This window comes from Celeribacter halophilus, from assembly GCF_900114135.1.
GTDB lineage: Bacteria > Pseudomonadota > Alphaproteobacteria > Rhodobacterales > Rhodobacteraceae > Celeribacter > Celeribacter halophilus.
Map to the genome: position 1 here is coordinate 115112 of NZ_FORY01000010.1, position 18107 is coordinate 133218.

Consider the following 18107-nt stretch of genomic DNA (forward strand, 5'->3'; position numbering starts at 1 on the left):
ATCTGAGGTGCCCCTCATTTCCTTGACACCTGCCTTGTTCATTTTCCTTTGTTTGATTTCATAGTCAACTGGCGACAGCATTCCGTTGTTAGTGTGCTTGCGTGTCGGGTTGTAAAAAATCTCGATGTAGTCGAACACGTCCTGCCTTGCGGCGTTGCGTGTGAGGTATGTCCTCCGCCGAATACGTTCGCGCTTCAAGAATTGAAAGAAGCTCTCCGCGACGGCACTCGACCATTGCTCTTAAACCAATGGCGAAAAAGGTTTCGTTCATTGCAATTTCTACGACGGCTCGCCGGGCGGTTTGATTGCTCGACCTATCATTACAAATCCCGCCGTACCGATCCGACCGCGTTGAAAACGCGCAGTAAGGAGATTTGCGAGTCACGCGTGGGATACTGATAAGCGTAGAAAATTCGTGGTGCCTTAAACGGGCCGAGACGTAAGCGTATTTGTGCTTAAATTTAGAAAACAAGCATATATATTCATGTTTTGCAATTACTTAGCATAAACTTTAAAGCTTAGATTTTTGATTAAAGTCAAGGCGTCTGTGACCGGACGGGCGCACACCCGCGGGCATGACACGTTTTGCACCCCTTGTGATGATCGCGATTCTCGCGCTGAGCCTGACGGCTTCGGCGGGGATGTCGGGGATTCTCAAAACCGCGCACGGGATTGCGCGGGCGGGACAGACGAACATTGTCATCTGTGGGCAGAACGGCACCGAAACGATCACGTTGAATGCTTCTGGTGAACCCGTTTCCCCGAAAGACACACAAGAATGCGCACATTGCGCGGATTGTTCCCTCGTGCCGATGGCTGCGCTGTCCGCGCAGACCTTCAATTGTCCGTCGGCGACGCAGGGGGAACGCGTTCAACTCACACTGAACACTTTGCCAGAGCGCAGCAAGCGCATCTGGCAACCGTCCCGTGGACCTCCCAGCCAGAGCAAGGTTTGACACATGCCCCGTTTTTACAAATCTTTTTTGATGTCCCTGAACAGGCTGATCTGCCTGCTTTCTGCACTGGTTTTCTCCGCCTTCGTGACCATAGGTGACGCCGCGGCCCAAACCGCCCAACCCGTTCTCACCGGATTCCTGCAAAGTGAGACCCCCTCCGATATCGTCGAGGGGGCCGATGCGTTTGGCCCCATCCGCGACGATGTTCCTGTCGCACCCGTGTTGGCCGGAGATACCCGGCTGGGCTGGGTGTTCATCACCTCGGATTTCGTTGGTACAACGGGATATTCGGGCAAGCCGATCCACACGATGGTGGCTGTTGACGACAACGCGCGCGTGCTGGGTATCAAGCTTGTAAAGCACTCCGAACCAATCGTTCTGATTGGTATTCCCGACACAAAAATCAAATCCATGGTGGCCGATTACAAGGGTGTGAACCTTGTCGAAGAGGCGGCTTCCGGTGGCGAAAGTCATGATCTCAACATCATTTCCGGGGCAACCGTGACGGTGATGGTGATTGATGACAGCATTATCCGGTCCGGTATCAAGGTTGCCCGTGCGCTGGGCCTTGGCGGCCTGCAACAGGTCGAAGATACAGGGCCGAAATTTGCCATCAATCCAGAGGCCAAAGCGCCGAAAAGCTGGATGGAGATGGAGGGCGATGGCACGGTGCGCCGGATGTCCCTTGATGTTGGCCAGATCAACACCGCGTTCGCTGAAATGGATGACCCGCGGGCGGCCAAACGTGCATTGACCGAAGCGCCGGAGACGGTGTTCATCGATATGCAAATGGCGCTGGTCTCGGTGCCGGGGATTGGCGAGGCCATTCTGGGCGAGGCGGAAAACAGCAATCTTCAGGGCTGGCTCGAAGAGGGTGAACACGCGATCGCAGTGACCGGGCGCGGACTCTATTCCTTCAAGGGGTCGGGCTATGTGCGTGGCGGGATTTTTGACCGGATCGTGCTTATTCAAGACGATGTGTCGGTGCGGTTTCGCGACCGTGGGCATCGCCGCATGGGCAGCATCGCGGCGGCGGATGCGCCGGAATTTACAGAGCGGGATCTGTTCAAAATACCCGCCGATGTTGGCTTTGATCCGACGAAACCGTTCCGCTTGCAGCTTTTGGTGCAGCGTGAAGTGGCGGCGATTGAAAAGGTCTTTACCACCTTTGACTTGGGGTATCGGTTGCCCTCGACATATCTGACACCGATTTCCGCATCCCAACCTGTTACCGTCGCGGCAGAGACTTCAACCGAGGCGCAGGCTCAGGCCGCACTCTGGAAACGGATTTGGCAGGACAAGACCCCGCAGATCATAGTGGTCGGCGCCATGTTGTCTGTACTGACGCTGGCATTTTTCTTCCAGATGCAGCTGACGCGCTCGGCACGGGTGACGTTCTGGTTCCGCATGGCATTTCTGAGTGTGACACTCGTTTGCCTCGGCTGGATGTGGAACGCCCAGCTTTCGGTGGTGAACCTCATGGCGCTGTTCGGCGCATTAATGACGGAGTTCAGCTGGCAAGCGTTTCTGCTTGATCCGCTGACGTTCATCTTGTGGTTTTCGGTGGCGGCGGCGTTGTTGTTCTGGGGGCGTGGAGCCTATTGCGGCTGGCTGTGTCCCTTTGGCGCCTTGCAGGAGATCACCAACCAGATCGCGCGCAAGATCGGCATTCCGCAATGGACCCTGCCTTGGGGGCTGCATGAGCGGCTCTGGGCGGTCAAATACATGATCTTCCTCGGGCTGTTCGGGGTGTCGCTTTACTCCATCGAACAGGCCGAACATCTGGCCGAGGTAGAGCCGTTCAAAACCGCGATTATTCTGAAATTCATGCGGGCATGGCCTTTCGTGGCCTATGTCGCAGCTCTCCTGATCGCGGGGCTTTTCGTGGAGCGGTTCTATTGCCGTTACCTGTGTCCGCTGGGAGCGGCTCTGGCGATCCCAGCACGGCTGCGCATGTTCGACTGGCTCAAACGCTACAAGGAATGCGGAAGCCCCTGCCAGACCTGCGCGCATCAATGTCCGGTGCAGGCGATACATCCAACCGGTGAGATCAACCCGAACGAATGCGTCAACTGCATGCATTGTCAGGTGCTCTACCAGTCCAAAGATTTTTGTCCTGTCGTGATCAAGAAAGAGAAACGGCGCGCGAAAGTCAGTTCACCCGATCTGTCGGCTCTCAAAACAGCCGAGATCGAAAATCATCCCAACATCCGCACTTAGGGAAAGGAAACACCATGTCTAAATCGGAGAATAAAGGTCTGAGCCGTCGCGGCTTCATGGGCGCGACAGCTACGGGGGCAGCTTTTATCGGAGGAACAGGGGGCAGGCTGGGCCTGCTGGCTGGCGGGGCAGCGGTTGCGACGGCTGCGGGTACGGGCAGCGCGATGGCGCAGGCCACGGATCACCTCAGCCCGGTTCCCGGTGAACTGGATGAGTATTACGGTTTCTGGTCCTCGGGTCAGACCGGTGAATTGCGCATCCTCGGCTTTCCGTCGATGCGCGAATTGATGCGGGTGCCGGTATTCAATCGCTGCTCTGCAACGGGCTGGGGCCAGACCAACGAGTCGCTCAAAGTCCTCACCGAGAACATGCTGCCCGAGACCAAGGAGTATCTGGCGGCGCAGGGCAAGAAGGTCCACGACAACGGCGATTTGCACCACCCGCATATGTCCTTCACCGATGGCACCTATGACGGCCGTTTCATCTTTGTGAACGACAAGGCCAACACGCGCGTGGCCCGTATCCGTTGTGATGTGATGAAAACAGACAAGATCATCGACATCCCGAACGCCAAAGCGATCCACGGTCTGCGTCCGCAGAAATTCCCGCGCACGGGCTATGTCTTTGCCAATGGCGAGGACGAGACACCCATGGTTAATGACGGGTCGGTGCTCGACGAGCCCGAAAAGTATGTGAACTTTTTCACCGCGATTGACGGTGACACGATGGAGATCTCCTGGCAGGTGATGGTGTCGGGCAACCTCGACAACACGGATTGCGACTATCAGGGCAAATACGCATTCTCGACCTCCTACAACTCGGAAATGGGGATGACCCTGCCGGAGATGATGGAAGCCGAGCGTGACCACGTCGTTGTCTTCAATATTGCCGAAATCGAAGCAGGGATTGCTGCAGGTGACTATATCGAGCTGAACGGCGTGAAGGTCATCGACGGGAGCAAGGGACAGAACAAGAAATACACCCGCTACATTCCTGTGCCCAACAGCCCGCACGGCATCAACACCGCGCCTGACATGAAACACGTTGTGGTTGCGGGCAAACTGTCGCCCACCTGCACCGTGTTGGACGTGACCAAACTGGACGCGCTCTTTGACGCCGATGCCGATCCGCGCTCGGCTGTGGTGGCGGAACCCGAGTTGGGGCTTGGACCGCTTCATACCGCATTTGACGGCAAGGGGTTTGCCTATACGACATTGTTCCTCGACAGCCAGATCGTGAAGTGGGACATCGCCAAGGCGGTGGAAGCCTATGCTGGCGCGGAGGTGGACCCGATCGTGTCGAAGGTTGATGTGCATTACCAACCCGGTCACAACCACACCACTATGGGCGAGACCAAGGAGGCGGATGGCAAGTGGCTTATTTCGCTGAACAAGTTCTCCAAGGACCGTTTCATCAATGTCGGCCCGCTCAAGCCCGAAAACGAGCAGATCATCGACATTTCGACAGACAATATGAAGGTCGTGCATGACGGGCCGACCTTTGCCGAACCGCATGACGTGATTTTGGTGCGGCGCGATATCGTCAATCCGGTGGATGTCTGGGATCGCAATGATCCGATGTTTGCCGATGCGCGCGCGCAGGCCGAGATCGACGGTGTCGACATTGATGACTGGCAGGACACGGTCATCCGCGACGGCAACAAGGTTCGAGTCTGGATGTCCAGCCAGGCGCCGGAGTTCAGCCTGTCGAGCTTTACCGTCAAGGAGGGTGACGAGGTGACGGTGTATGTCACCAACCTCGATGACATCGACGATTTGACCCACGGCTTTACCCTCGGCAACCACGGGGTCGCGATGGAAGTCGCACCGCAGGCCACGGCCTCGGTGACCTTCACCGCCGCGAAACCGGGTGTCTACTGGTATTATTGCCAGTGGTTCTGTCACGCGCTGCACATGGAAATGCGCGGGCGGATGTTTGTGGAGCCTGCATGATGATCCGTCCTGTCGCTTGCCTTCTTGCCGCCTTGTGCCTCGCCGCCCCCGTGGCTGCGGAGCGTATTGAGGTGCGGGCGGGGGACGGGGCGCTTGCCTCTGCCGTAGCGGATGCTGCGGCAGGGGACGAGATCGTGCTTTCGGCGGGGCGATATGTCGGCCCGCTGGTCATCGAGACCCCTTTGCGTCTGACGGGTGCGAAGGGGGCTGTGATCGACGGTGCAGGGGCTGGCTCCGTCATCACGATCAACACGGCGGATGTGACAGTGACAGGGCTGACGGTGACGGGATCGGGACGCTCGCATGACACGATTGATTCAGGCGTGAAGCTGACGAAGAAGGCCACCCGCGCCCGCGTGATCGACAATGACATTCGCGGCAACCTTGTGGGGGTCGATATTCACGGTGCGCGCGATGCGCTGGTGAAGGGCAACCGCATCGAGGGGCTGCGTCTGGCGCGGATGAATGATCGCGGCAACGGGGTCTATGTGTGGAATGCACCCGGCTCGGTGGTGGAGGACAACGAAATCCGCTACGGGCGCGACGGGATTTTCTCTAACACCTCGCGCGACAACACCTATCGCGGCAACCTGTTTCGCGACCTGCGTTTTGCGATCCATTACATGTACACCAATGACAGCCTGATCGAGGGCAATATCTCCATCGGTAACCATCTCGGCTTTGCGATGATGTATTCTGACAGGATCGTGGCGCGGGAGAATATCTCCATCAACGACCGTGATCACGGGGTGATGCTGAACTTCACCAACCAGTCGGACATCTTCGCCAATCTGGTGACGGGCGGGACGGAGAAATGCGTCTTTGTCTATAACGCGCACCGCAATCTTCTGGCCGAGAACACCTTTCTGGGCTGCGATATCGGGGTGCATTTCACCGCTGGATCGGAGCGCAATACGATTACCGGAAATGCCTTTATCGGGAATCGGACACAGGTGAAATACGTAGGCTCCCGCGATGTCGAGTGGTCCTATGAGGGGCGGGGCAATTTCTGGTCGGATCATGTTGTTTTCGACCTTGATGGTGATGCACGCGCCGACAGCCCCTATCGCCCGAATGACTTGATGGATCACATCCTGTGGTCGCAACCGGCGGCAAAGCTGTTACTTGGCACCCCCGCTGTGCAGCTTGTGCGTTGGTCGCAGGCACAATTCCCCGCCACACAGATCGGCGGTGTGGTGGACAGTCACCCTTTGACACAGGCGCCGGCCTCCGACGTGCCAGCGCCTTATGAAACCCTCGCCCAAGCCACGCCACTTTGGGCCAAAGGAGGTCGCGATGACGATTTTGACCCTCTCGCATCTCACTAAACGCTATGACAAAGCGGCCTCCGGGGCCGCCGCACTGGACGATGTGTCCCTGAGCATCTCTGCGGGTGAACGTGTGGCTCTTTTGGGTCATAACGGTGCGGGCAAATCGACCCTGATGAAATGTGTGCTCGGGCTCATTCCGACAAGCGCAGGTGCAATTTCCATTGCCGGACATGCGCCGGGCTCTGCTGTGGCGCGGGCACTGGTGTCTTACCTGCCGGAGAGCGCTGCGTTTCATCCGGCGCTCACGGGGCGCGAACAGATCCGCCATTATCTACGTCTGCGTGGAGGGCATGTCAGGGACGCGGATGCGCTTCTGGACCGTGTCGGATTGTTGGAGGCAGCCGGACGCCGCATAGGCACTTATTCCAAAGGCATGCGCCAACGTGTCGGACTAGCACAAGCGCTCATTGGCACACCGCGTCTTATGGTACTCGACGAGCCGACCTCCGGCCTCGATCCGATCTCGCGTCGTGAGTTCTATGACATTCTTGATGATCTGGCGGGGCAAGGCACGGCGATCCTGTTGTCTTCGCATGCGCTTTCGGAAGTGGAGGCGCGGACCGACCGCATTGTGATCCTGTCCAAAGGCCAACAGGTGGCAGAAGGCAGCCTTGCCGACCTGCGGCGCAGAGCGGCGCTACCTCTTACGGTGTCGATGGTGCCGCAATCCGGTCAGGAGGAGGCGCTTGTTGCGGCTTTCCCCGAAGCTGCGATGCACCATGGCGCTCTGAGTTTTACTTGTGAGGCGGATGAAAAATCCAAGGTCCTCGCCCGTCTTGTCGCAAACAGAGATCAGGTTGCGGATTTCGATATTCAACCGCCATCTCTCGATGACATCTACGCCCATATCAGTCGGAGGGCCGCATGATGTTTGGTCGTATCCTGAGTACTGCCCGCATCGAATTTGCCATTGCGCTGCGCAACCGCTGGGTTGCGGTCGGTGTGGTGCTTATGGTGCTGTTCTCACTGGTCCTGTCGCTTGCGGGCACTGGCAGCGCCGGAGCGCTGGCCGTTGATACCCTGTCGGTCACCGTGGCCAGCCTGACTTCGCTTTCGGTCTATCTTGTGCCGCTCATCGCCCTGTTGATTTCATTTGACGCCATTGCCGGAGAGGTCGAACGCGGCACCCTGCCGCTATATCTGACCTATCCGCTGAGCCGTTCGGAACTGCTTTTGGGCAAACTTACCGCACAACTGGGTGTGGTCGCCATCGCGGTGCTCTCGGGTTATGGTATTGCGGCGGCCTATGCCTTTGGCACCTCAGGGAACGAGGCCCTTTCCGGGCTGCCGGCCTTGTGGCGGCTGATCTGGACCTCGGTGCTTTTGGGGGCGGCGTTTCTCTCTCTCGGACATATGATGTCAGCACTGGCGCGGCGACCATCAGGGGCTGCGGCTCTGGTGATCGGGCTTTGGCTCATTGCCATCGTGCTCTATGACTTGGGACTTCTGGCCGCCATTGTCGCCGATGATGGTGGCGCGTTTACCACCGATGTTTTCCCATGGGCGCTAGTGCTCAATCCCGCCGACGCGTTCCGCATTTATAATCTTGCCGCCTCGGAAGCGGTTGGTGCTGTCTCCGGGCTTGCAGGAGCTGCGTCGAGTATTGCGGTCTGGAAACCTCTTGCATCGCTCTGGCTCTGGCCGGTGCTGGCCGCAGGAGCCGCCCGTATTGCCTTTGGAAGGGTTATCCCATGAAAACCAGTTCGAAAATCCGCCAATCATTTTGCGTTCCGCTCTGTGTCGCTGTCTTTGCGGCTATGGCGCTTGGGGGGTGCAAGGAAGAACGCATTGCGCGTCCTGATCCGGTGGACATGACGCCGGAGGCCGTGGGGTTTTATTGCCAGATGAACCTGCTCGAACATGACGGCCCGAAAGCGCAAATCCATCTTGATGGTATGCCTGCCCCGCTGTTTTTCAGTCAGGTGCGCGATGCGGTTGCATATCTGCATATGCCCGAACAAAGCCATGCGGTTGTCGCCACCTATGTGCAGGACATGAGCGGTGCGCGTTGGGATGCGCCGGGTTCCTGGGTCGAGGTGGATGCGCCGCTCTATGTCATCGGATCGGATGCGCTTGGCGGGATGAAAGCACCGGAATTTGTGCCCTTCACAAACCCTGACGATGCCGAAGCATTTGTGCGTGAGCATGGCGGGCGGATTGAACGGTTTTCCGAGATCACTGCCGAAGAGGCTCTCGTCGATGCGTCTGAGGCCACAGAAAGCGGGCAGGAAGAAGACATCGGTGCGCGGCTTGAGGCGCTATCGTCACAGAAAGGATTTTGAACCATGCAAGAGACACAGCAGATTACTCGCAGACGCTTTCTCATTATTGCTGCGGCCTCATGTCTGGGTGCGGCGGGGGGGCTGCCGACATCTGTGGCAGCGGCCGCGCATTGGCGTGGCGTCGCGCTTGGCGCGGATGCCCAGATCATTCTCGATCATCCTGATGCTACCCGCCTTATTGCGATGGCGCGTGCCGAAATTCGCAGGCTCGAAGCGGTATTCAGCCTGTATGATGCAAATTCCGAATTGTCGCAGCTCAACCGTGCAGGGCATCTGGAGGCGCCGGCTTTTGAATTGCTTGATTGCCTTGCTCTGTGCCGAAAGGTGCATCATGCCACTGAAGGGCGGTTCGACCCAACGGTTCAGCCGCTTTGGCAGGTCTTGGCCGAGGCAGCGATGCAGGGGCATGAACCCGTAGCGGACACGCTTGCAGCCGCTCGCGCGGCAATCGGGTTTGACCGGGTGATGTTTGAAGCGGGGATCGTGCGTCTCAGGCAAGGACAACGGCTGACGTTGAATGGCATCGCACAGGGGTATGTCGCGGATCATGTCGCGGCGCTGCTCGGTCGTGAAGGCATCGAAGATGTGCTGATCGACACGGGCGAGATCGTGGCGCTTGGCTCTGCGCCTCAGCACGATGGCTGGCCTGTAACGATTGCAGGGGAGAGCGTGCAAAGGTCCCTGCGCAATCGGGCTTTGGCGACATCAGCGTATCAGGGCACGGAAATACGGGACGGCGAGGGTCATATCCTCGATCCGCGCCACGGAAATCTGGTGCAGGCGGCCACGCAGGTCTCGGTCAGCGCCCCTACTGCGGCCATGGCGGATGGGCTTTCGACCGGTCTGGTTCTGACGACAACTCAAGCCGAAGCCGAGCAACTCTTGAGAAATGTCAAGGAGGTGCGTCTTGAGAGTTTTGTACTTTGAATAAAGTGAAGTTTAGCCAAATGACACGGGGACACGCTCATGCGAATTCTGGGTGTCGCGCTTGTCGTCTTGCCGCTGATGACCTCCTCCGCCTATCTGGCTTCGGTCATGGGTTGATAGACCGGCGACGAAAAGCAAGTGAAATAGGGTGCTTTCGGGCACCCGTTTTGTATCTTTTGTTTGCGTTTCATCGGCTTCTCCCAGAAGGATTTGTCCCGAAACCCTTTGTTAAGTTTAGGTCATGCCTCCAACAAAAAGAAAGAATTATCCGGGCTATCTGGTGAGACTTGAAACCTTCTCGCGCTGGCATGATCTGTTCTCCTTGATTTTTGTTAAGACGCTTATGGCTTGGATTTGTGAATGTCTTTTTGATTTGCAAAAATAGGATCACGGTGATGAAACGATTTTTCTCACTGATACTGGGCGAAGGGTTTCGCGTTTTCTTTCTCGGTGCGGTGTTCTTAGCTCTTCTCTCCCTTTCCCTCTGGCTTGCGGCTTATTTTGGTGGGTTAGATATCACACCCGAACGTATTAGCCCGAGTGATTGGCATGCTCATGAGCTGGTATTTGGTTATGGTGGTGCGACTTTGGCCGGGTTCTTTTTAACCGCAGTTCCAAACTGGACAGGGGCCAAGGCCGCTCGCCACTTCTATATCGGTGCGGCAGCGTTGATTTGGCTTCTTGCCCGTGTAGCAATCCTTTATATGGACAATCTCCTTTTTACGGGGGTCGCAGTAGTCGAACTGCTCTTTGTGCCCTTTATCGGAGCCAAGATCGCGACCCAGTTGGTTCGCAAACCCAAGCCACAGAACGTGGTGTTTTTGATCTTTCTCACATTTTTCTGGATTGGCGATTGTTTGGTGCTGCTTGACTGGGGGGGACACACCGCGGGGCGCGCAGGCATTGGTCTTAGGGTGGGTTTGCTTTCTTTGGCTGCCATGATCCTAGTCTTGGGAGGAAGGGTTACACCAGCCTTCACGCGCAATGCCATGCATAGGGCAGGGATTGAGGTCGCAGAGCTCGCTGATCCTGCAGTGTTTACTCCGGTTGCTCTGGTTTTGGCAATTGCCCTGCCGGTAGTGCAGCTCCTTTATCCTGATACGCTGCTATCCGGCATAATCACTCTTATCGTGGGATTGTTTGCGCTGATCAGAGTCGCAAAATGGCAGAACCGGTTTCAATGGTCCCAGCCTATTCTATGGACACTGCATCTATCCTACGGAACTGTCGGGGTCGGTCTCGTGTTTTGGGGACTTGCAATGGTCGGTTTCGGAAGCGAGGTCGCTGGACTGCACTTTTTGGCCGTTGGCGGCGTTGGAGGCATGACGGTTTCGGTGATGTCACGCGCATCTCTCGGGCATTCCGGACGACCTTTGGTGGCCCCTTCTGCCATGGTGATCGCGTATGTTTTGCTGCCTGTCGCTGCCCTGATGCGATGGCTTGGTGGAATGAACGTTTGGGGCCTGTATACGCCGCTGGTGTTTTTGTCCGGTCTGATTTGGTGTTTTGCCTTTGCATTGGTCGCAGGAGTGTTTTGGCCCATCTTGACCCATTCTCGTGCGCCACGTCCGTCTGTTACCTCTCCGCCAACATAGCGCAGTCCCACACGGGACGGTTGGCGTTCGTGAATAGTAAAGTGAACCTGTCAAGCTGTCCGAATTTATAACAAACGTCGCGCAGCCACCGGAGGAATGACGGTTAAGGTCAGCCTGTGATTTATTAATTTAGCTGCTTTTGACCTGATGGCTAAACATTTTAACGTTTCCATGAAGATGCAGGGTCTTCTTCAACATATTTGCGGAGAGCGTTGACGTTTTTGATCTCAGCAGCGTTCTGCTTCACGCGAACACCGTGTTCTTTAAGTTTGGCAAATGCACGCGACAGACTTTCCGGTTTCATGCCAAGACGTCCTGCGATTAGCGTTTTGTCATAGGGTAGAATGACTTGGCATGGCCCGTCTGAACCTTGGCAAAGCTCCAATAGAAATTCTGCAACTCTTTGTGGGGCTGTGCGGGATTTGAGCTGTTCGACCTGAGATACCAAGTTGTGGAGATGGGCATAAGTGGCGGTCAGCATGGAGATTGCAATCTTTGGATTGCTTTCGAGCATTTGGATCAGCGTGACAGCATTGATGGCGATCAGTTCACATTCTGTTACGGCTTCCGCTGATACAGGATATCGTGCGGAGCGCAGTGCGACTGCCTCACCAAAGGAATGTCCTTTTGTGAACGTGCCCACGACCGCTTCGGCGCCGTTTGCGGCGATCCGGTACAATTTTATCCAACCGTTTACCACGATATAGATCACATCCGCCGGGTCATCCTGAATGAAAATCGTTTCACCTCGCGTGTGGCGGGTAACACGAGCACTCTCTAGCAACGGCTCAACTAGTTCTGTCGGAGCATTTTGAAATAACAGTGACGCTTTCGCGATCTGTGTAATATCCCGACGCATGGTGGAGCCTTTGGCATATGCAATGTGACGCTTTTCTGACCGTGACCCTAGTGAGGGTCTATATGGATGACAACTGATGAAAGATGTTGTCGGCGGTGATTTGACAATCGTCAATGTCAGTTGTTCCACAATATGTGTCTCTGGCTTTGCCACGAAATTTTTATTTGTGATGATATTTGGCTGTGTGGTCGGCTGCGGTATGCCTGGGTAAAGTTTTTGGCGTAATAGAGGATAATAAGATGAGTGGATGGGGCAGTTTTATTTTGGCCGCTGCGGCATTCTTTCTGAGCCACACCATTCCGGTTCGCTCATCAGTTAAGCCGTGGATTGTGGCTCGTATTGGAGCAAAAGGCTTTGGTCTTATCTATTCGATTCTGTCTCTTGTGATCTTTGTATGGTTGATTGTGGCTGCCAATCGTGCGCCCTATGTGCCGCTCTGGGAAAAGGCGGCTTGGATGCCGTATGTTACGATCTCCATCATGTTTGTGGTTTGTTTAATGCTGTCCTTTAGCATAGCCCGTCCAAATCCGTTTTCCTTCGGCGGGGCACGCAACGAAAGTTTTGAGCCAGCGCATCCAGGGATCGTACGGCTGACCCGTCATCCACTCTTGGTTGCGCTTGCGCTTTGGTCTTTTGCGCATCTTTTGCCAAATGGTGATGTGGCTCATGTTATTCTGTTTGCCGCATTCGGTATCTTTGCCTTGCTCGGATGTAAAATGATCAACCAAAGAACCCGCCAGAAGATGAGTGAGGCGGGCAAGGATTATGATGCGCTTTGGATTGCAACGCGTGCAGGCTCACTCTTGTCTGGATGCGAAAACAGCGCTTCAGTTTTTTTGCGTTTATTGGGGGGATTAGGGCTCTATGTGCTGCTGTTGAGTTTACATGGTCCAGTCATCGGGGTGTATGTCTGGCCATAATCTTCTGGCTTCATGGTATAAGTGATTTTCTGATGAATGTCGGCTTTAGCTAGGTTTCAGATCAAGACCCCGCACCCGCAGAGCACGGCAGTTACCCGCCCTTATGTCGAGCGACGTGAGCGGCCTTAAGCCGCTTTCCATCCACCACACCTATGCCGCTTCACCAGACCTGCCATTTATGCGCTATGCAGCATTTCGATGGGAGAATTACAACTCTGCGCCTCGTGCCATCTGGTGCGCCAAAGGCTCTCGGTCTACGCGAGCTTTCAACTTACACTATACTCGAACATCCGATATTCTCCCAAATTTGAGTGACCTGCACCCGTCGCATCGAATGAAATCGATAGGTGCAGGTCGCCAATCTGATAGACTCCAGCCTTTGCGAACGTTCAGCCTCCGCTACCCTTGGATATACACGACCTGCGTCACCATGAATTCGTAGAGCCCGTGCTTGCCATCGGCGCCTCCGATACCGGATTTTCTATGACCGGCATGATAGCCTTGCATCGCTTCAAAATTCTCGCGGTTGATATAGGTTTCACCAAATTTCAAGTCGCGTGAGGCTTGCATGGCCGCATTCAGGTTCTGGGTATAGATCGAAGAGGTCAGGCCATAATCGCTGTCGTTTGCGAGCGCGATGGCTTCGTCGAGGTTCTCCACAGCTTGCACCGGAAGGACTGGCCCAAATGTTTCGCGCCGCATGATGTCCATCTCATGGGTTGCGCCTGTAATCACCGTTGGCTGGAAATGGAACCCTTGCCCCAGATCGGCCGGCTTGCCACCACACACGATGGTTGCGCCCTGCTTTTGCGCCAGTTCGACGGCGGCAGTCACCTTGTTGAGGCCAGTCTCGTTCACCAGCGGCCCCATATGCAAATCGTCGTCCACCGAAGGGTCGCCATAGCGGGTGGCTTCAAAATGAGCCGTCAACTTTTCGACAAACTCATCATGGACCTCACGTTCGACATATACGCGTTCCGCGCAGTTGCAGACCTGTCCTGTGTTGATGACACGGGAGTCATAGATGGCTTTGGCCGCGAGATCGAGATCGGCATCCTTGAGAACAATCGCTGGAGCCTTGCCGCCCAGTTCCAAATTGACGCGAGTCAGGTTCTTTCCCGCCACTTGCATTATATGCGAGCCGGTCGCGACGCTGCCTGTAAAGGTGACCAAGTCTACCTCCGGGTGGGAGATCAGGGCCTCACCTGCCACAGGTCCGCGCCCGCCGACGAGGTTGAACACCCCTTTCGGCAAATCTGTTTCCGCCAGCAATTCTGCAAAGAGATAGGCGTTGATCGGTGTTTCTTCACTCGGTTTGATGACGATGGTATTGCCAGTGACCAGTGCTGGAGCCAACTTGCGCGCAATCAGGAAGAACGGGAAATTCCAGGGGAGAACCCCCGCCACGACGCCAATCGGTTTGCGCAAGAGCAGCATGGTTTCTTTCGGGCGGTCACTGGTCAGAACTTCGCCTTCGATCCGGCGGGCCCATTCGGCCATGTAGTCGATGTAATCGGCGGTGAAATCGACTTCGACCTCTGCAAGACTGCGCACTTTCCCCTGTTCTTTGATGATCGTATCGGCAAGCTCCAGACGATGCTCGCGCAGCTTGGCCGAGATTTTTCGCAGGTAGGCCGCGCGTTCTATCGCGGGCAGTTTTTCCCAAGGTCCCTGAGCCCGCCGCGCAGCACGAACTGCGGCATCAACGGTGTCCGGACTTGTTTCGGGGATACGGCCCAAAAGTGCGCCATTGGCGGGGTTCATGACGTCAATCATCTCGCCGCTATTGGCGACAAAGGCTCCGTCAATGTAGTTGCGATAGTCCTGCGGATGCTCGGAAAGCTTTTCGGCAGGTTTGCGCAGGGTGGTGTCCGTGGTCATTTTGATTTCCTCCTCTTTGGGTTCTTGATCCCTGTTGACGTTGCCGCCAACCCTTGGAGGAAGGTTTGAAGTCATTTCATAAAGGCGCAAGACCTGCGTGTTTACCCTATAAGAAAACCGGCTCAGATTTGAGCCGGTTTACAAGTCTCAGTTCAAACGGCGCCGGTTGAGGCTATGGGCCTTGAGTTTGCGTTTCAATGTTGCATGACTGATCTGAAGATCACGCGCGCTCGCGGTGACGTTGCCGCCATTACGAATAAGCCAACGTCGCAAGACGCTGTATTCGGCCGCTTGTAACGTATCATCCAAGGGTTCCAGAAGCTTGGCAAAGAGGTCGCTTGCAATGATCCCCGCGCTTAGATCCGTGTCTGTCAGGCCAAAGACGCGCCGTGCCCCGCGTGTGGCTCCGGTGATGACATCATCACGATCCACAGCAAGCAGAATCGCGCCGGAACGGGTTTCGCCGGGGATGGAGATGATCCGGTCGCCGGCAAAGGTTTGATGGAAGTGATCTATCTCGATCTGCCGTGCCGCATCCGAAATGCTGGACATCAACAAGCCGACAGGGGCCTGCTCACTGGCATGACCATAGTAAGTAATGTTCGCGGCCCCCGCCAGCACCCCTTGGTCATCAAAAAACGGGGCGGACACACAGGTGATGCTCAATGTGGTGGCGTAATAGTGCAGGTGAGGTCGGACACATAATGCACGGCGTTCGATCAGTGACGTGCCAATTCCGTTGGTGCCGCTTTGCGCTTCGCTCCAGTCGACCCCTTCGCACAGACCACGCATTTGCAGGTCCGGCATATCCGCCTCAGGGCCCCAGCACAGAACCGGAACGCCTTGTGCATTGCTGACCAGCATACACACACCACGATTGCCGATCGCGCGGCGCAACCGCTCCAATGTGGGAGAGGCTGTGACAAGCAGCGGCTCCAGCGGCTCGGACAGCCTGCGCAGTTCCATCTCGGTGACGCGCTGCGGCTTAAGTGACGCTTCCGGGTCAAGACCGTGCAAATGCGCACACCGATGCCAGGATGCCGCAAGAGGCAATCTGGAAATATCTTTGGTAGTGATAACTTTGCGCACATGCGCTGCATGCGACGTTAAGTCGGCCATGGCTCCCTCCTCCCTTGAGCCGCTGATTTGGGAGAAAAACAGCAGCGTCCTCGCCAGTTAGCCTAACCCCGTATGGTGGTGTGTCAACAGTTTCGAAAACGACGATTTGTTATGCATATATGCCGTTACTCGCGAGACATTTCCTTTGGCCTCTTGGAACCGGGGAAAAGACATGAACAAAGATCAGCGCGTGATACAACGCAAGTTGCGGAAACAGCGATACACCGAAGAGATCGATCATGTTGCCAAAACCTGCCGCTATTTCGTGATCGGTCACGCAAATTTTCACCGCTGGGGCAAAGCCTACTCCAATCGCGGAGAAGCAGGGCTGATCAATTCACAGCCCATCCCCAAGTGGCTCGCCAACAGGACACCGCCTGAGGCGAGAAAAAGGTGCTTTACCTTCGTCGTAAATTCCATCTCGGACCAATGCGGATCGCTTGGTATCTGGAGCGCCATCACGGCATCAAATTGTTTGACGCAACCATTTCGCGCATTCGGCATTGGCTGGGCCGCCAGTAATATTCCTACGCCGTGGAAGTCACGCGGACTTGGATTGATTGCAACACTATGTTTGGCTTCGGGATTTGGAGCCGTGGGCTATTGATCGGCTCAACAATTTAGGTTCAGTATCACGCACCAAAGCAGCAAGGGCAGAAACACTCTCGGCCCTTAGCGGACTTTGGCAGAGGTTCAAGGCGCTGCACTGCAGCTTCACCAAAGCAGTTTTTCGTGGATCGTGCCGCAATTCAAGCAAGGCGACAAAGACAGTGTGGACAGAACTACCTTCCGCCGCGGGGCGAGTTCTCGTACCTCACAATTTTGCTTATTTCACGCACTAGGGCGAACTGTGTGAGCTTCGAACACCCATACATTCGGATTTGACAAGTTCGCCTTGGACATGATTTGCTTTTGTCCTAATCCGTCTAGGAAAGAGCACCTACGTGCCCGATAACCCACCCATTCTGGCCGAGTACCCAATAGAGGGCGACCGCTTCTATGTGTCACTGTTCTCACACCACAGCCGTATGGTTCGAGAGATAGTCTCGGATGCGATACGCGTCATTGCTGGGCACCCTGACGCGAGTAAAATCCAACTTGGAGAGCCCATCGTTGTCGGGGACGAAGTCTTGATAGCAATGGAACCCGCCCCCGAAGCAGCGACATTGATACGCGATGCGGCGGACCAAGACGTTCTTGCCCTTGATCTCCCCAATAGCCTCATAATCGAGGGGTGTCCGTCGTCAGAGTTTTTGGAACCAGAGGCGGCCTAAACTAAGAGAGAGTTTGGCTCATCTGGTTGGTTAGATTATGCAGCGTGCTGGCGGTGATGCAAGCGGCGCGTTTCGAGCGTCTTGCGTTTGATCCTTTCCCTTTGTTGTAAAATGGCTTTGTCACGCCCAAAGTATACATCTGCGGGTGTGACGTTGTTGATGCTCTCATGATAGCGTTGGTGGTTATAGTGATCGACGAAGGCTTCAATTTGCGCTTCGAGATCGCCGGGCAGGAAGTCGTTTTCGAGCAAGATGCGGTTCTTCAAGGTCTGATGCCATCGTTCGATCTTGCCTTGGGTTTGTGGATGATACGGCGCACCACGTGAGTGCTTCATGCCCTTGTCTTTCAGCCACTCCGCCAAGTCGCCCGAGACGTAACTGGATCCGTTGTCGCTAAGCAATCTCGGTTTATGAACGACGTGAACTTGGTCGCAACCGGATGCCTGCAATGCGAGGTCAAGCGTATCGGTAACGTCCTCAGTCCGCATGTTGGTGCAGAGCTTCCAGGAGACGATGTAGCGGCTGTAATCATCGAGGAATGAGCCCTTGTGCGCCATTGGTCCGAGCACAATGGGCGAATGCTGAGATAGAACCAGCCCCAACCAAGGACTTTGATGTAGGTGAAGTCAGTCTGCCACAACTGGTTGATCCCAGTCGTTTTGTCTTTGAACTCGTTCGCTGCCTTGAGCGCGATGAATGCCGGGCTGGTGATCAAATCATGCGCCTTCAGCACCCGATACACAGTGGATTCTGAGACAAAATAGCGTTCCAGATCCGTGAACGTCACGGCC

The 18107-nt window shown here is 55.7% G+C and carries 13 protein-coding genes and 3 pseudogenes; 11 read left to right on the forward strand and 5 right to left on the reverse strand.

Annotated features, from left to right (window positions below; translation table 11 throughout):
* Positions 1 to 57: 57 nt before the first annotated feature.
* Positions 58 to 228 (reverse strand): annotated as a pseudogene (locus tag BM152_RS11955) (IS3 family transposase); the annotation flags it as partial.
* 347 nt (positions 229 to 575) lie between these two features.
* On the opposite strand from BM152_RS11955, the gene BM152_RS11960 reads away from it, so the two are divergent.
* The 9 genes from BM152_RS11960 (at position 576) to BM152_RS12000 (ending at position 11263) form a co-directional block, all read left to right on the forward strand.
* Positions 576 to 956, forward strand: a complete 381-nt coding sequence (locus BM152_RS11960; RefSeq protein WP_066605461.1) for a DUF2946 family protein — start codon at positions 576 to 578, stop codon at positions 954 to 956.
* A gap of 30 nt (positions 957 to 986) precedes the next feature.
* Positions 987 to 3176: a NosR/NirI family protein gene (locus BM152_RS11965; protein WP_066605724.1), complete on the forward strand. Its 2190-nt coding sequence runs from the start codon at positions 987 to 989 to the stop codon at positions 3174 to 3176.
* Between the two features lie 14 nt (positions 3177 to 3190).
* Positions 3191 to 5128: a TAT-dependent nitrous-oxide reductase gene (gene nosZ, locus BM152_RS11970; protein WP_066605458.1), complete on the forward strand. Its 1938-nt coding sequence runs from the start codon at positions 3191 to 3193 to the stop codon at positions 5126 to 5128.
* A complete protein-coding gene (locus BM152_RS11975) occupies positions 5128 to 6456 on the forward strand; it encodes a nitrous oxide reductase family maturation protein NosD (RefSeq protein ID WP_066605720.1) in 1329 nt (442 codons plus the stop codon). The genes nosZ and BM152_RS11975 overlap by 1 nt, the downstream gene beginning before the upstream one ends.
* Entirely contained in the window at positions 6425 to 7327 is a 903-nt protein-coding gene (locus BM152_RS11980; RefSeq protein WP_170845873.1) for an ABC transporter ATP-binding protein, read from the forward strand. The genes BM152_RS11975 and BM152_RS11980 overlap by 32 nt, the downstream gene beginning before the upstream one ends.
* A complete protein-coding gene (locus BM152_RS11985; RefSeq protein ID WP_066605456.1) occupies positions 7327 to 8154 on the forward strand; it encodes an ABC transporter permease in 828 nt (275 codons plus the stop codon). Before BM152_RS11980 ends, BM152_RS11985 begins: the two co-directional genes overlap by 1 nt.
* Positions 8151 to 8741: a nitrous oxide reductase accessory protein NosL gene (locus BM152_RS11990; protein ID WP_082715411.1), complete on the forward strand. Its 591-nt coding sequence runs from the start codon at positions 8151 to 8153 to the stop codon at positions 8739 to 8741. Before BM152_RS11985 ends, BM152_RS11990 begins: the two co-directional genes overlap by 4 nt.
* A gap of 3 nt (positions 8742 to 8744) precedes the next feature.
* Positions 8745 to 9668: an FAD:protein FMN transferase gene (locus BM152_RS11995; RefSeq protein WP_111481382.1), complete on the forward strand. Its 924-nt coding sequence runs from the start codon at positions 8745 to 8747 to the stop codon at positions 9666 to 9668.
* A 395-nt stretch (positions 9669 to 10063) separates the two neighbouring features.
* A complete protein-coding gene (locus BM152_RS12000; protein ID WP_066605450.1) occupies positions 10064 to 11263 on the forward strand; it encodes an NnrS family protein in 1200 nt (399 codons plus the stop codon).
* Between the two features lie 160 nt (positions 11264 to 11423).
* Here BM152_RS12000 and BM152_RS12005 read toward each other — a convergent pair whose 3' ends face one another.
* Positions 11424 to 12122, reverse strand: coding sequence for a Crp/Fnr family transcriptional regulator (locus tag BM152_RS12005; RefSeq protein ID WP_066605448.1), 699 nt, complete (start codon positions 12120 to 12122; stop codon positions 11424 to 11426).
* A gap of 239 nt (positions 12123 to 12361) precedes the next feature.
* Here BM152_RS12005 and BM152_RS12010 point away from each other — a divergent pair, with 239 nt between their 5' ends.
* Complete coding sequence (locus BM152_RS12010; RefSeq protein ID WP_066605441.1) at positions 12362 to 13042, forward strand: NnrU family protein; 681 nt, start codon at positions 12362 to 12364, stop codon at positions 13040 to 13042.
* Between the two features lie 399 nt (positions 13043 to 13441).
* On the opposite strand, the gene aldA is transcribed toward BM152_RS12010, so the two are convergent.
* Together aldA and BM152_RS12020 are read right to left on the reverse strand one after the other, a co-directional pair.
* A complete protein-coding gene (gene aldA, locus BM152_RS12015) occupies positions 13442 to 14923 on the reverse strand; it encodes an aldehyde dehydrogenase (RefSeq protein ID WP_066605439.1) in 1482 nt (493 codons plus the stop codon).
* Positions 14924 to 15070: 147 nt separating this feature from the next.
* On the reverse strand, positions 15071 to 15940 hold the full coding sequence (locus BM152_RS12020) for a GAF domain-containing protein (RefSeq protein ID WP_211435252.1): 870 nt from the start codon (positions 15938 to 15940) through the stop codon (positions 15071 to 15073).
* Positions 15941 to 16214: 274 nt separating this feature from the next.
* Here BM152_RS12020 and BM152_RS18830 point away from each other — a divergent pair.
* Positions 16215 to 16558, forward strand: a pseudogene (locus tag BM152_RS18830) (transposase family protein); the annotation flags it as partial.
* Positions 16559 to 17351: 793 nt separating this feature from the next.
* On the opposite strand, the pseudogene BM152_RS12030 reads toward BM152_RS18830, so the two are convergent.
* Positions 17352 to 18107 (reverse strand): annotated as a pseudogene (locus BM152_RS12030) (transposase); the annotation flags it as partial.